At 44.0% G+C, this 14,992-nt stretch carries 11 protein-coding genes; 2 read left to right on the top strand and 9 right to left on the bottom strand.

Annotated features, from left to right (window positions below):
* Window positions 1-55: 55 nt before the first annotated feature.
* From Q0890_RS09605 to Q0890_RS09570, 8 genes are all read right to left on the bottom strand, one after another.
* Window positions 56-1,312: an enoyl-CoA hydratase/isomerase family protein gene (locus Q0890_RS09605; RefSeq protein WP_299220076.1), complete on the bottom strand. Its 1,257-nt coding sequence runs from the start codon at window positions 1,310-1,312 to the stop codon at window positions 56-58.
* Between the two features lie 59 nt (window positions 1,313-1,371).
* Window positions 1,372-2,154: an enoyl-CoA hydratase gene (locus Q0890_RS09600; RefSeq protein ID WP_299220074.1), complete on the bottom strand. Its 783-nt coding sequence runs from the start codon at window positions 2,152-2,154 to the stop codon at window positions 1,372-1,374.
* Between the two features lie 47 nt (window positions 2,155-2,201).
* Window positions 2,202-3,362: an acyl-CoA dehydrogenase family protein gene (locus tag Q0890_RS09595; RefSeq protein WP_299220071.1), complete on the bottom strand. Its 1,161-nt coding sequence runs from the start codon at window positions 3,360-3,362 to the stop codon at window positions 2,202-2,204.
* A gap of 177 nt (window positions 3,363-3,539) precedes the next feature.
* The gene (locus Q0890_RS09590; RefSeq protein ID WP_299220066.1) at window positions 3,540-5,024 is read right to left on the bottom strand and encodes a CoA-acylating methylmalonate-semialdehyde dehydrogenase; all 1,485 of its coding nucleotides are present in this window, start codon (window positions 5,022-5,024) and stop codon (window positions 3,540-3,542) included.
* Window positions 5,025-5,343: 319 nt separating this feature from the next.
* Window positions 5,344-7,386, bottom strand: coding sequence for a propionate--CoA ligase (locus Q0890_RS09585; RefSeq protein ID WP_299220064.1), 2,043 nt, complete (start codon window positions 7,384-7,386; stop codon window positions 5,344-5,346).
* Window positions 7,387-7,681: 295 nt separating this feature from the next.
* Window positions 7,682-9,352 (bottom strand): fatty acid--CoA ligase, encoded by a 1,671-nt coding sequence (locus tag Q0890_RS09580; protein ID WP_299220061.1) that lies wholly within the window; start codon window positions 9,350-9,352, stop codon window positions 7,682-7,684.
* A gap of 295 nt (window positions 9,353-9,647) precedes the next feature.
* The gene (locus tag Q0890_RS09575) at window positions 9,648-10,802 is read right to left on the bottom strand and encodes an MFS transporter (protein ID WP_345832195.1); all 1,155 of its coding nucleotides are present in this window, start codon (window positions 10,800-10,802) and stop codon (window positions 9,648-9,650) included.
* Between the two features lie 430 nt (window positions 10,803-11,232).
* Entirely contained in the window at window positions 11,233-12,348 is a 1,116-nt protein-coding gene (locus Q0890_RS09570; protein ID WP_299220059.1) for a hypothetical protein, read from the bottom strand.
* Window positions 12,349-12,666: 318 nt separating this feature from the next.
* On the opposite strand from Q0890_RS09570, the gene Q0890_RS09565 reads away from it, so the two are divergent.
* Together Q0890_RS09565 and Q0890_RS09560 are read left to right on the top strand one after the other, a co-directional pair.
* Window positions 12,667-13,413, top strand: coding sequence for a hypothetical protein (locus Q0890_RS09565; protein WP_299220056.1), 747 nt, complete (start codon window positions 12,667-12,669; stop codon window positions 13,411-13,413).
* 56 nt (window positions 13,414-13,469) lie between these two features.
* Window positions 13,470-14,300 (top strand): carbonic anhydrase, encoded by an 831-nt coding sequence (locus Q0890_RS09560; RefSeq protein ID WP_299220053.1) that lies wholly within the window; start codon window positions 13,470-13,472, stop codon window positions 14,298-14,300.
* 121 nt (window positions 14,301-14,421) lie between these two features.
* Here Q0890_RS09560 and Q0890_RS09555 read toward each other — a convergent pair whose 3' ends face one another.
* On the bottom strand, window positions 14,422-14,931 hold the full coding sequence (locus Q0890_RS09555) for an Rrf2 family transcriptional regulator (protein ID WP_299220050.1): 510 nt from the start codon (window positions 14,929-14,931) through the stop codon (window positions 14,422-14,424).
* Window positions 14,932-14,992: the final 61 nt, after the last annotated feature.

Genomic DNA, 14,992 nt, shown 5'->3' with positions numbered 1-14,992 from the left:
CATAGTTTTGCGTTTTTTAATTTATACCTGATTCTTATAATGAGTCTAAAAGCTCTTAGCGCACAAGCTGGCTAGCCAAGGCCTTATCACCCAACCAATCGCCCAAAGGATGCTCACCTTTAGCATAAGGATTTACAAAATGCTGATGTATGTATTCTTGTCCTTTAGTGCTGAGACAGTCTGCTAATGAGCGTGACCAGTGAGGCGTGCGGTCTTTATCAATCAACAATGCGCGTACGCCCTCTTTAAAGTCAGGATTGGCCGCGCAATGTACTGCCACATTGGTCTCTAAATACAAAACTTGTTCTATCGATAAGTCCGTAACTTTATGATAAAGCGCATAAGTCAAAGCGACGGTCACAGGGCAGCCTTGACGATAAGTAGTCACTGCGCGCTGCGTCCAGCTGTCACTAGCAAAGTCTTCATCTAATTTTGCGAGCGCTTCATCGCTTTGTAGCATCGCATCGATATCTCCCAGTCCGCCACTGTTCATCAACTGCTGGATAGGTTGCCAGTACGTCGCCAGTTTACTAGCAGGTAATTTAGCACCTGATTGCGCAGCTAATGCACGGCTAGCAATACTATGAGCGCTGTGCTGATGACATTTATCAGTGTTATCAGCTGCTGCTTGCCAATCACTCTGTTTTAAACTTTGTATAATGGCGTCATAATCACTACTGGCAACGGCATACTCTGCAAGATTGGCTAATAGCGCGTCGTTGCCATTACACATCGCACCTGTCAATCCTAAGAACAACCCTGTCTTCGCTGGCATACGTTGCAAAAACCAACTACCAGAAGCATCAGGGAACAATCCAATGGTGACTTCTGGCATGGCAAATCGGGTGCGCTCAGTCACCATTCGATGACTACAACCAGCCATTAGCCCCATACCACCGCCCATGATAATACCGTCACCCCAGAGTATTAATGGTTTAGAATAAAAATGCATCTGCCGATATAAGCGATACTCATGGCTAAAAAACTCAGTTGCATAAGGATTGGGTAAAGGCGCGCTGGTAGACATACTGTCATACAGCTTACGAATATCACCGCCAGCACAAAATGCCTTATCGCCCGCTCCTTTTAATATAAGCGCCACTACCTGATCGTCACTTTCCCACTGCTCTAACTGCTGGGCTAGTAACTGACACATCTCAACGCTAAGCGCATTGAGAGCTTTGGGTGTGTTGAGTGTCATGATGCCAATCAGGTGACCACAGTCTGTCGACTCTGTCTCAAATAATACGGGCGCGTCTTGAGTACTTGTCTCTTCGGCTTTTTGATTATTAATATTATCCGTCGCTGTCATAAAATCGACCTATCAAGTTTAAAAACAAGAATATTAGAATAAAAATGAATTTATTGTGTTTATTTATTCTGCCAAGTGGGTTTGCGCTTTTCCAAAAAGGCTTGCACGCCTTCACGCTGATCATTGGTATCAAATAATTTAACAAAAGCTTCACGCTCATGAATCAGGTTTTGTGCAGGTGGGGTATTTCTTGCAGCTTGAATAAGCTGTTTAGAATAACTGACGGCAACGGGTGACTGCTTCGCAACTTTCTTTGCCAAGGCTTGTGCTACTTGCAACCCTTCGCCTTTAGCCGCGACCTCCTCAACCAAACCAATTCGCAGTGCAGTATCAGCATCAATACGCTCACCGCACAATATCATACGTTTCGCCCAACCTTCACCAACAAGTAAAGGCAGGTTTTGTGTACCACCCGCACATGGCAGAAGTCCCACGCCGGTCTCTGGTAAGGCCATCTGTGCATGTTCTTCTGCGATGCGAATATCACAGGCCAGCGCACACTCAAGTCCGCCACCCATCGCATAGCCATTGATGACAGCGATACTAACGCCGCGATAAGCCGATAAAGCCTCAAACGCTTCACCAAAGGCAATCGCCATGCTAATCGCACGACCTTTATCGCCGTCTGAGAAATTATTTAAGTCCGCACCAGCTGAAAAGAACTTTTCACCATCACCATGAATGATTAAGGCATACACATCGTCATTGGCATTGAGATCAGTGACCAGCTGCTTAAGAGCAGGCAAGCTGTCCATTGTCCACGTATGAGCAGGTGGGTTATTTAAGGTGACGGTAGCGGTGTGTCCGTCGATAGATAGGTTAAGATTGGTATAATCCGTCATAAATAGTCCCTTATTTTTATACAATTACTAAAAACCTAATACCAAGATTAGCGCAACTGGCTCAGCGCCTCATCCTGCATAAGCTGACGCGAGACAATCACCCGCATGATCTCATTGGTGCCTTCTAATATTTGATGGACACGCAAGTCCCGTACATGGCGCTCAAGCGGATACTCATTGAGATAACCATAACCCCCATGTAGCTGCAAAGCTTGATTGGCAACTTCAAAACAAAGATCAGTGGAGAGGCGTTTTGCCATCGCACAGTAGGTAGAGGCTTGTCCATCACCGTTGTCGACTTTATTGGCCGCCAGATACAGCATTTGCCGTGCGGTAATGGTTTGGGTGAGCATATCAGCAAGCTTAAACTGTACCGACTGTAAGCTGGCGATTGGGCTACCAAACTGACTACGCTCTTGTACGTAATTGGTCGCGGTCTCTAGCGCTGATTGCGCGGTACCAACGGCACAAATACCGATATTGATACGGCCGCCATCCAAACCCTTCATCGCAATACGAAAGCCCTGCCCTTCTGCACCGATTAGGTTTTCTGCTGGCACTTTGACATCTTTAAAACTGATAGCACGCGTTGGCTGCGCTTTCCAACCCATTTTATGCTCGTTTTTGCCGTACTCAATACCAGCACTGTCCGCGTCTACAACAAAAGCTGAAACCCCTTTTGGCCCAGCATCACCTGTACGTGCCATAACTACTAACACATCGGTCGAGCCTGCACCTGAGATAAAAGTTTTTTCGCCATTTAGCACATAATAGTCGCCTTGCTTATCGGCTTTGGTACGTAATGACGCGGCATCAGAACCAGCATTGGGTTCTGTTAAGCAGTAGCTGCCAAGCCACTCACCGCTGACCATCTTTGGCAAATACTTTTTACATAGTGCATCGCTGCCATACTCACCGATCATCCAACCTGCCATATTATGAATACTCATATAGGCAGCAACTGAAGTATCGCCCCAGGCCAGCTCTTCGAATACCATAGCAGAGTCTAAACGAGGTAGCCCTAAGCCATCATAATCTGGATTGGTATATAGTCCTAAAAAACCAAGCTCTCCTGACTTTTTAATCACATCAACTGGGAAATGCGAGGTACGGTCCCATTCAGCGGCATTCGGCTTGAGCTCTTTTTGCGCAAACTGCCGAGCGGTTTGGCGAAAGGCGATTTGATCATCCGTTAATGAAAAGTCCATAGGGTCATCCTTGTGCATGCATTGCAAATATGGTGAATTAGGTTTTATATCGTTGTCATTCATACAGTATAACAGCGACGTCGTGACAATCGTAAAACTGTGCTTAAACTATGCTTAAATAGTAAAAAACATACCAAACAAGATTAACACGACACCGCAAATACAAGGAATAAACGATTAAATTGAAATAGTAGTATTCACCCCGCGGCTCGCTTCATCGTCAAACCAGCGCGCCGTAACGGTTTTGGTTTGAGTATAGAACTGTACCGCTTGCTTACCATAAGGGCCAAGATCGCCAAGCTTACTGGCACGTGATCCTGAGAATGAGAACATCGGTAATGGCACAGGAATCGGCAAGTTAATACCAATTTGCCCGACCTGAATATCTTGCTGGAATTTATGCGCCGCTGCGCCTGATTGGGTAAAGATAGCCGTACCGTTACCATGCGGATTGGCATTAAGTATTTCAATCGCTTCATCAAGGCTGGCTGCACGCATGATACAAAGGACAGGACCAAAGATTTCTTCTTTGTAGATTTGCATATCACTTGTGACGTTATCAAAGATAGTAGGCCCTACAAAGTTGCCTTTCTCATAGCCCTCGACAGCAATACCGCGACCATCAAGTAATAAGCTCGCGCCTTCTTCTACCCCTGTATCAATCAAATGCTCGACGCGGGCTTTTGCAGCCGGAGAAATCAGTGGACCTAAGTCCTTATCATGCTTACCTGCTGATACCACAAGATTCTCAGCCTTGGCTTTAATATCGTCAATCCACTCACCAGCTGCACCGACCAATACCACAACAGACAGCGCCATACAGCGTTGACCAGCCGCACCAAATGCCGCGCCCGCTAGCTGATTGAGGGTTTGCTCTTTATTGGCGTCAGGTAGGATAACGCCATGGTTTTTGGCACCCATCATACATTGGGCACGTTTACCAGACTTGCTGGCGCGCTCGTAGACATGCTTACCAACGGCGGTCGAGCCGACAAATGAAACAGCTTTGATATCTGGATGATCACAAATGGCATCAACCGTCGCTTTGCCGCCGTGTACCACATTTAGTACCCCTTCAGGTACGCCAGCTTCGACAGCCAGCTCTACCAAACGCATGGTCACCATTGGGTCTTGCTCGGACGGCTTTAAGATAAAGGTATTGCCCGTAGCAATCGCCATTGGGAACATCCATAGCGGAATCATCGCTGGGAAGTTAAACGGGGTAATACCAGCGCAAACGCCTAGTGGCTGCCAAACACTATAAGTGTCAACGCCTGAGGCAACGTTTTCAACGAAATCACCAATCTGCAAATTAGCAATGCCTGCTGCATGCTCGACCACTTCTAAACCACGAAACACATCTCCGCGGGCATCAGCAATGGTTTTGCCTTGTTCAGCAGTTAAGGTTTCTGCCAGCTCATCCATATGCTCACGTATCAGCTGTTGATACTTTAGAAAAATACGCGCACGCGTGGTAATTGGCGTTTTGCGCCATGTTTGAAAAGCCGTCTGGGCGGCGGCGACTGCTTGATTGATTTCATCGTCAGTGGTTTGTGGGACTTTGGCAATGACTTCTTGTGTGGCTGGATCAGTAATATCAAGCCATTCATTGGTCGTTGATTTGAGAAATTGGCCATTGATGAGCTGCTGAACATGATGCATAAGATATCCTTATCTTGTTTTTAAGACTGCTGCTAGACGCGTCTGGAATTATTAAAAGTACTAAGCTTAAAAGTATTAGGCGCAATAGTTTACTATTGACGTCGTTTTATTTTAAAATGATTTATTTCGTATCGTTATTGACTATAACAATAAATCAATTTTAGGGTCAAGTGCTTTGTTGAAATTTTGGTAACGTTAACTCTCTTCGTTGATAGATTAGCTGAGTCAATAAAAAAAGCCCATGATGACTCATGAGCTTTTACGCGATTTTAAAATAGTGACTCACAACTAGCGAATACAAATTATCCTTTCATTTCAATCAATAGTCTTTCATAGACTGTTTAATGGCATCGATCGCGGTTGGATTGTCAAGCGTTGACATATCGCCAGTAGGCTTGTTCTCTGCCAGTGCGCGAATAGCGCGGCGTAGGATTTTGCCAGAGCGAGTCTTTGGTAAGGCTTGCGGGAAATAAATCGCGGCAGGTCTTGCGATACCACCAAGGGATTTTACCACTGCACCGATAACTTGCTGCTCAATGCGGAAACGGTTTTCGGTCGTTGCAACTTGCTCATGATCTTTTAGCACACAAAAGGCAATCGGCAACTCCCCTTTTAGCTCATCTTGTATGCCCACGACCGCACACTCGGCCATCTCTGGATGGGTGCTGATCGCCTCTTCAATTTCTTGGGTACCGATACGGTGACCGGCGACATTGATGACATCATCGGTGCGTCCTAAGATATAAAAATAGCCATCTTCGTCAGTTACCGCATAGTCTGAGGTTGAGTACTGCTTGCCATCGAATAGACCAAAGTAGCTACTCATAAAGCGCTCATCGTTGCGCCATACAGTGGTGAGACAACCTGGTGGCAATGGCGCGCTAATCGCTAGCAATCCTTTCTCACCTGCACCGCACGGCTCGCCTGTCTCTTCGTTGAGGACGCGGGCATCATAGCCATACATGGGATAGCCAGGTGAGCCTTGTTTGTGCGGTTTGTGATCAAACTTGGGCGTATTGCTCAAAATTGGCCAGCCAGACTCTGTTTGCCAATAATGATCTAAAATTGGCACACCTAAATGCTTGGTCAGCCAATTGGCCGTTGATTCGTCAAGGGGCTCACCTGCTAAAAAGAAAGACTTAACGCTTGAGACATCATAGCGGGTCATCCAAGTCTCATCTTGCTTTTTGAGCATACGCACACCCGTCGGTGCGGTAAATAAGATATTAACCTTATTGGCCTCTACAATTCGCCACCAGATACCGGGGTTTGGACGATGCGGTAAGCCTTCATACATCACGCTGGTCATGCCAGCCAGCAATGGCGCATAGATAGTATAAGAGTGCCCAACTGCCCAGCCAATGTCCGAGATCGCCCAAAAGGTCTCGCCCGCCTTCCCATCGTAGATATAGTCCATTGAGGTAGTCAGGGCAACTGCATGACCGCCCGTATCACGTTGCACGCCTTTTGGCGTACCAGTCGTCCCAGAGGTATAAAGCAGATAAGAGGGCGTATTTGACTCAAGCCAAACCGGCTCGACCACAGCACCGGATTCACAGCTGATGCGGCGCTCGGTTGCATAATCTACATCGATGTCTTGTGGTTTAAATGGCAACACCCCGCGGTTGACTACCAGCACATGCTCAGGTTTTATGCTTGCTTGCTCAACCCCCTGATTGACAAGGTTTTTATAATTGACTACTTTACCACCGCGTAGGCCCGCATCGACAGTGATGACCATTTTGGCCTCAGCATCATCCATACGAATGGCAAGGTTATGCGCCGCAAAGCCACCAAAGACGACCGAATGCACCGCACCGATACGAGCACAGGCAAGCATGGCATAGGCTGCCTCCAAAATCATGGGCATATAAATAACGACGCGGTCGCCCTTCTCGATACCATGACGCTGTAGCACGTCCGCAAAGTAATTGACTTCTTTATAAAGATCATTATAGGTTAAGCGACGCTTGGTATAGTCCGTATAAAACTCAACGTTGTTTCCCAAGTTCTTAAAGGCATCAACGACTGCTGGATAAGTCTCTATCAATTCTTGATTGATCTCGGATGAGAGCCAAATGAAAGCATCTTGCTCTGCTCGTTCGGGGATATGACGATCTACGCAGTTATAGCAAAGATTGGTCTCACCGCCGACATACCACTTAGCAAACGGTAGATTACTGTCATCAAGAATTTGCTCAGGCTCTTTATGCCAGTAGATACGCTTGGCTTGCTCTGCCCAAAACTGCTCTCGATCATTGATCGAGTCACTATAAATATCAGCAAAAGTAGAATCTTGCACAGAGATATCGGTATTATTAGAGGTTTGGTTAGAATCTAAATTGGTAGCTTGCTCGCTCATAATGGCTATCCTTAGCGTAAACGAAATGTGAGGCAACACGACTATATATGCTATATGAAATAGCTAATGAAGTTGGAAGAGTCGCTGTATATATTATAAGTGCAATATAGCAAATTTATATGACTGCTTAAGTATGGTTGCCCTGGCTTTCCCTGCCAGAAACAAAAAACCGATACCTATAAAAACAATACATAGTGTATCGGTTTGATAAGTATCGGTTTAAAATGTAGCAGAGCTAGTAATAAAGGTCAACTGTTTAGCGCATAAACTGCGATGTGATTACAGTTAATATCAATTAAACCTGTGTCTGATTGGCATACATCTCTCGCATCACTTTTTTATCATGCTTACCAACAGAGGTTTTAGGCAGCTCATCAACGAATTTAAACTCGCTTGGTACACCATATTTAGGGATAATACCTTTACTGACTGCTTGCTCTGCAACTGCAATAATATCATCAGCACTAGTGTCTTGCTTGTTGGGCTTTAAGACTACTAACGCCAATGGGCGTTCTCCCCACTGCTTATCACGGACACCGATGACTGACACGTCGGCCACTGCTGGATGCAATGATAAAATGGTCTCAATCTCCAATGATGAGATCCACTCTCCACCAGATTTGATGACATCTTTGAGACGATCAGTTATTTTAATATAACCATCAGGTTTGACGTAAGCGATGTCTTGGGTATGCATGTAGCCATTTTCCCACAGCTCCTTGCCTGCGTCATTGTTTTTGAGATAGCTTTGAGTCAACCAAGGTGCCCGTAATACCAGCTCACCCGTATTTTCTTTACCAACACCTACTGGCTTATTATCTGTGCTCCAGACTTGTGCATCGACCATCAATACTGGCTTACCCGTCATACAGCGACGATTAATATCTTCTTCCTCAGTCATTTCAGGTTCATTGAGGCTAAAGTCAGTTAAGCTAATCAATGGTGCGGTCTCTGACATTCCGTAACCTGTATATACCTCAATGTCTTGTGCCAATGCGGATTTGGCTAAACCTTCTGTTAACCTTGAACCACCAATGATCATTTTTAGCCCATTAAAGCTGACGTCCCGATCTTGCGCTTCTTTGAGTACCATCTGTAATATTGTTGGTACGCAGTGGGTAATACTGACCTCTTCATTAATGATTAGATCTAACAAAGTATCGGGCGCATAACGTCCTGGATAAACTTGCTTTAAACCAATCATCGTGGCCGTAAACGGAAAGCCCCAGGCATGGACATGGAACATCGGCGTCATCGGCATATAAACATCACCGTAGCTGACGCCTTGCTTATTGGGCAGCATACCAAGTGACGCAGCTTCCGCTAAGCTATGTAATACCAATTGGCGATGACTAAAGAACACACCTTTTGGATCACCCGTCGTCCCTGAAGTATAGAAGGTTGTGGCTATCGTGTTTTCATCGAAATCTGGAAAATCAAACTCACTATCAGCCGCTGCTAATAACGCTTCATACTCACCTGTTACGCGACTTTGATTACCACCAAAGACACCTTCATGCGACACGCCATTGTCATCTAGCCAAATAATATGCTCAATACTTGAGTTTTCAAACTGATAGTCTTTAACCAAAGGCGCAAATTCCGAATTGAGCATCAATACTTTAGGCTTGGCATGATTAATGGTATAAAGAATTTTTTCTGGGGACAGACGGATATTGACCGTCTGCAAAATATATTGCGACATAGGTACTGCAAAATAAGACTCAAGATAGCGATGACTATCCCAGTCCATGACCGCTACCACATCACCTCCATCGAGATTTAAATCTGCTAAGACATTGGCTAAACGGTTAATGCGGGTAAATAAATCCTTATAAGTTAAGCGCTTTTTGTCCGCATATATAATCTCTTGATCCAATGAGACGGTCTTGGCACGGTTTAGTAGTTGTTTAATAAGTAATGGAAATTCATAGGCTGATGGTGCGCTATCATAGATATTTGACATAGATGTGACTTCCTTGTTTGTCGTTATCGTGAACGTTTTATTACTATAAATAATTGAATGCGGTCGTGTTTATACTTTTTAGAAACAGACTACTATCTGGATAAAAGCTTATTTTATTTGAGGTATCTACTTTTTAAAAAGCTGCTTTTTAGCCGATTACTTATTGATAGTAAGAAAAAACCCATACTATGTAAAGCGTGCACACGTAAGCAGGACGATACTCAGCATTCGAGAATAGTAATTCCACTGCCTACCACAATATGTTAGCCAAGACTTGTTTTAAGCAGTGCGAGGCTCATGCAGTACGAGGTTTGGTTTTAACCATACCAAAGCTTGCTATGAGTAATGCAAGAATCTGCAAGGCTAACAACAGCCATACTGTCATTGACCATTCACCACGCGCATAAACAATACCGCATAGCCAGGCTCCTATCGTACCACCTGCATAATAGCTCATATAATATAAGCCAGAAGCCAAGCTGCGCCCTTTTTTGACATTGACTGCGATATAACTGATGGTCGCAGCTTGGGTGATAAAGACTCCGGACGACATAACAGCAAGTCCAATAACAATACCCCACAGCGGTGATACTAAGGTCAATAGCACCCCTATCATAGACACTATCACAGCAACTCGCACCGTTCGTGCTGCGCCAAATCGGCGTAATAAGGTAGTCGATAATGGGGTAATGACCACGCCTATTAGGTACACAGCAAAGATATTGGCAAGCTGTCCAGTACTTAGCTCATATGGAGTCTTGGCCAGATGCAAATTGATAAAGGTAAAGCAGCCTACCAAAGAGAACAACACACACGCGCCAAGTAAGCAAGCTGTCACTACGTAGCGATTGGTCAGATGCTCACCTAATGTCTGCATGGCTGAGCGAAAGTTTGGATTGGCCTCAAACTGGCGTGATGAAGGCAACATTTTACCTACCCATAATGCACCGACCAATGTCATCGCGGCCATCACATAATAGCCGTGACGCCAGCCTATAAGCTCATGCAAATGCCCAAGCAAGAACCGTCCCAGAAAACCGCCAAGCACTGAACCTGAGACATAAAATGACATCAGCTCGGTGACTGCTCGCCCTTCAAACTCCTCACCAATATAGGCAATCGTCACTACCGTAATACCAGGTACTGACAAGCCTTGCATAAACCGCCACAGACCCATCCAGCCAATATCTGGGCTTTGAGCTATAAGCGCTGTCGGTATCGCCAAAAACAACAAAGCTCCGACGATAAAAGACTTGCGCCCTACAGCATCAGATAACATGCCTAAAAATGGCGACATAATAGCAATCGCCATCACTGTCGCGCCAACAACCATACCTGCTTGTACTTCGGTGGCAGCGAAGTCCACCATCAGTACAGGTAAGACTGCTTGAATAGAATATACTTGCAAAAAAGCAAACATCCCAATCAAACCAACGGTTAGCTTCAACACCCAAGACGGCGGACTGGGCTGCGAAGTAGATGGTATGACTGATGAGAGCGCTGAGACAGTTTGATTGGCGCTGTCATGTGACGCGTTGTTCGTTGAGGCGTTATCTGGTATGTGATTCACAAAGTTGCTGACTATGTTATACGCGCATGATATCGGCGTGGGTGGTAGGAACAGGCTATAAATATACAAAAGCCTAAACTTATAGTCATTATGACAAGCGCATCATGGTATCACACTGGCAGTTAAGCTTAAGATGCAAAATGTTATATAATTTTGGTCCTTAAACAGGAGCAATCTTGCATTCTAAATATACCACTATTCACTATCTATCGCATTGCTGAACCATTTAATACACTACGAATGATTCTATCCACTCTTAAAACACAAAAAAAGCCGCTCAAGGCGACTTATATTGCTCAGCACTTTGACTTTAGTACCCTGGAACATCTGTAACTTTGACATTGCTTTTTTTATCTAAAAGCAAATTGACAGGCTTATTTAACGATGTCCGGACAGCTGGAGCTTTAGATTTAGCCGAAGATTTATCAGCTGTTGTGCGCACATTATTAACAACCGTGCCAGATGATAATTTAATAGCAAACGTTAGGTTTCGATCATCAATAACAACATCGTTAAAAGACGAATTTCTAAGTAATAGCTCGCGACCGCTAGCAATTGCCATGGCTCTGTTTTGATGATAGGTTCTTTCAAAGTGAATGTTACTAAACTCTTTCAATTTTCCATCAGCCTTGAGGCGTACATAAGCAGATCCGGTAGCTGTACCAGACTTAATAAAGTCACAGTCTTTAAAGTACACACCCAAATCATTTGAATTGCCTATATTGGTGTCTTGAAAGATAACTTGATTGTTACCGTAACGCGTGCCAGCATTTTCAAAGACCACGTCTGTGAATTTAATATCACGGTATTTATCGTTGATATTATTGGGTTCACAATCAAATAAATATATACCGCTTCTTAGTTTACCTTGTCCGGCAGAGAATTTATTATCCAAACGCATTTTACCGCGTATAAACTTAAAGCCTTGGCCTGAAATAATAGATACTGGATTACGAGCGGTAGAATCGCACAAAAAATCCTGAGCTTCAAAATCAATTTGTCCATTATATTTAAGATAGATACCATCATAACGTGCGCCACTGGTCTTAAAGTTTTTGAGCCGAGCGCCGCGCTCTTGAATACGAATACAGTGCAGTGCTTTGGTGTTTTTGTGCGTGCCATTTCTGTTAGAGGTAAGCTCATCTCGTAATGTTTGACCACGTATATCAAATCCATCTAGGACGAAGTTTACTCCGCCTGCCTGTACGTCAACGACAGTAGAAGGTGTTTTTGCCCGTAAAATGGTATTACCCTCACTAAATAGCTCGATATTCGGACTATCAATTACCAAACTACAAGGATAGTCGCCATTGGGAAATATAATCCGAGCACCGCCGATAGACTTAGCGTGGTCTATTGCCGCTTGCGGAGAGCGATAATCTTTGACATATATCTTTTTAAGGGTCGAGTCTGATGATGTAGGCATTTGTCTGTCTATATTCGTTTAGGTAGATGCTTTATACCAATTGCTGGTACATACTGTCAAGCGCTGCTAACCAAATGTTTCGATACATACTTTTTATCTTCTTTTAAAATTGTTTATTATTATGAGAACTTGTTTATGCGCTACTTTAGCTACTTAACTGGCTTTAATTTAAACTATCTATACATTCCACATCCCTTCTATAACAGACTTTAGCAGCCCTTAAGTTCATAATCTCTAAAAATAATGTAGGAACAGTTAAGCTAGCAGCTGTTTTGATAAACCATTACATCAATCTTTAAGCAATAAGAGGTAATAAAGATGGCAGACAAAATTTATAATCTAGGTGCAGGGTTTTGGAACATACGCGGATCTTTTCGTTTAGGCGGTGTACTTGATATAGGTACCCAATGCTCGCTCGTACAGTTAGAATCGGGCAAATTTGTCTTTTTGGACAGCTACGAGCTGACTGGTGATGTGCGAGATCAAGTCATGGCCTTGACCAACGATGGCCAGGATGTCGAAGCTGTGTTGAATCTTCATCCTTTTCATACCGTACATTGTGAGCAGATGGCAAAAGATTTTCCGCAAGCCGAATTTTATGGTAGCCGTCGCCACCACAAACAAGTACCCCAAATACCATGGGCAGACGATTTAGTAGAGAGTGATGCAGTAGCCGAACGTTATCCGGAGCTCAAATTTTCTTTATCTCAAGGTATCTACTATATCTCCCCTAACGAAAAAATCCATGCAGGCTCGTTATTGGCCTATCATCCTGCCAGCAGAAGCTTACATGTAGATGATACTTTTATGAGCCCACCGGCAAAGGTGCTTGAGGCTGTACTACCCGAGCTGCTCTTGCATCCTACAACCAAACAAGCGCTTAAAGATGAACCAGATGCTGGCAAGCAATACTGTGATTGGGCGACCAAGATTGCACATCAATGGCGCGATACTCACAATTTCTGTGCGGCCCACTCAAGCTTGATCACATTTGAGGTTGGTGGGTTTGAAAAGGCATTATTAAAAGCGATTGAAAAAGCACGCCCTAAGCTTGAAAAGGCTTAACTTTTTAAGCTTTAACAGACATACTCTATCATTTTGACCATAAAAAGGACTGTAATATGAATCATCATTATTTAGCGACTGCTATTTTGGCGGTAAGCACATTAGGAGTTACTGCTTGTACTGCCAATCATCAAGCCTCAAAAGAGCAGCATACTGATACCAGTGTGACCGTAGTGACACCGCAAGATAATGGTAGTGTCCATCATCCTAAGTGGTCGTATGAGGGCAGTACAGGTCCCGAGTATTGGGGCGATGTCGAAGGCGCTAGTGCTTGTAAAATTGGTCAACAGCAATCCCCTATCGATATCAAGGAAGTGACTGCCAGTAGCACAGCTGCGCCAAGCATTGACTACCGTCAATCGACCAATGTTCGTATCCATGACAATGGACATACGATCGTTTATACGCCAACGACCGAAGACAACGCTATTGTCTTAAATGATGAACGCTACGTGCTCAAGCAGTTTCATTATCATACCCCAAGCGAGCATCAATTCGGTGGTCAGAATTATCCAGGTGAGATCCATTTTGTACACGCTAACAGCGAAGGCAATCTTGCTGTAGTGGGTATCATGTTGCAGATTGGACAGACCAATGATGTGCTACGGGTATTATTAAATGGTACTGAGCTGACCACTCAAAACGATGAGGAATACACGGCTAATGGCATAGACTTGTCTGCTTTAGCACCTGTCATGCCTACCTTTTATCATTATAGTGGTTCGCTGACGACGCCGCCATGTTCAGAAGAAGTACAATGGTATGTTAGTCAAAAGCCTTTAACCCTTGCTAATGATCAGTTTGCGATTATGTCTGATCTATACGAAGGTAATAACCGTCCTATTCAGCCACAAGGCTCGCGTAAGGTAGAGCAGCTCGCTCATTAATTTTAATCAGTAATTGCAAATTAAATCATTTACTGCTTGGAAAATGATACATTCGAATATTTAAGATTTAGGCTCAAAATCAGTAACACTAGATCGCTGGTTTTGAGCTTTTTTATTGATTTTATGAAAATAAAAATTGCTTCAACTCATTTTTATTATCAATCACATCTGCCAAAGTGTATTTTTCAAGAACGGCAATAAACGCTGTTAGTGCCTCAAAAAACACGCCTTTAAGCTGACACGCTGGCGTGATCACACAACCGATGGGTTTACTGCCTTCTTCGCTGATAAAAGTAATCGGTAATCCTTCTGCACGAGGCTTTTGATTATCACTATCTCCGGTTGTAGCAAAGCACTCGACCAAATCAAAATCAGGCTCTATTTGTTTAATCAATACACCCAAATTGATATCCTTTGGCGCATAAGCCAGCCGAATACCACCATTTTTGCCACGCACACTTTCTATATAACCAAGCTGACCTAGCTGATGAATAATTTTGGTCAAATGACTTTTAGAAATATGATAGCTGTCTGCAATGTCACTAATATTTGCTAGCGTCTCAGGCTCTGGCCTCACTGCCAAATAAATTAACGAGCGCAGTGCATAATCACTATAATTGGTCAGTCGCATGTATTTGCGCTCCTATTTAATTAAAATTGCTTAAAAATTTATCCATTCAAACTTAATGACC

The organism is uncultured Psychrobacter sp., from assembly GCF_947488565.1.
GTDB lineage: Bacteria > Pseudomonadota > Gammaproteobacteria > Pseudomonadales > Moraxellaceae > Psychrobacter > Psychrobacter saeujeotis.
This window is presented reverse-complemented; position numbering and strand designations above follow the sequence as displayed.

Bases quoted from the DNA above. Each gene is read 5' to 3' on its own strand.
- Q0890_RS09605 (WP_299220076.1), bottom strand. From the start codon at position 1,312: ATGACAGCGACGGATAATATTAATAATCAAAAAGCCGAAGAGACAAGT.
- Q0890_RS09600 (WP_299220074.1), bottom strand. From the start codon at position 2,154: ATGACGGATTATACCAATCTTAACCTATCTATCGACGGACACACCGCT.
- Q0890_RS09595 (WP_299220071.1), bottom strand. From the start codon at position 3,362: ATGGACTTTTCATTAACGGATGATCAAATCGCCTTTCGCCAAACCGCT.
- Q0890_RS09590 (WP_299220066.1), bottom strand. From the start codon at position 5,024: ATGCATCATGTTCAGCAGCTCATCAATGGCCAATTTCTCAAATCAACG.
- Q0890_RS09585 (WP_299220064.1), bottom strand. From the start codon at position 7,386: ATGAGCGAGCAAGCTACCAATTTAGATTCTAACCAAACCTCTAATAAT.
- Q0890_RS09580 (WP_299220061.1), bottom strand. From the start codon at position 9,352: ATGTCAAATATCTATGATAGCGCACCATCAGCCTATGAATTTCCATTA.
- Q0890_RS09570 (WP_299220059.1), bottom strand. From the start codon at position 12,348: ATGCCTACATCATCAGACTCGACCCTTAAAAAGATATATGTCAAAGAT.
- Q0890_RS09565 (WP_299220056.1), top strand. From the start codon at position 12,667: ATGGCAGACAAAATTTATAATCTAGGTGCAGGGTTTTGGAACATACGC.
- Q0890_RS09560 (WP_299220053.1), top strand. From the start codon at position 13,470: ATGAATCATCATTATTTAGCGACTGCTATTTTGGCGGTAAGCACATTA.
- Q0890_RS09555 (WP_299220050.1), bottom strand. From the start codon at position 14,931: ATGCGACTGACCAATTATAGTGATTATGCACTGCGCTCGTTAATTTAT.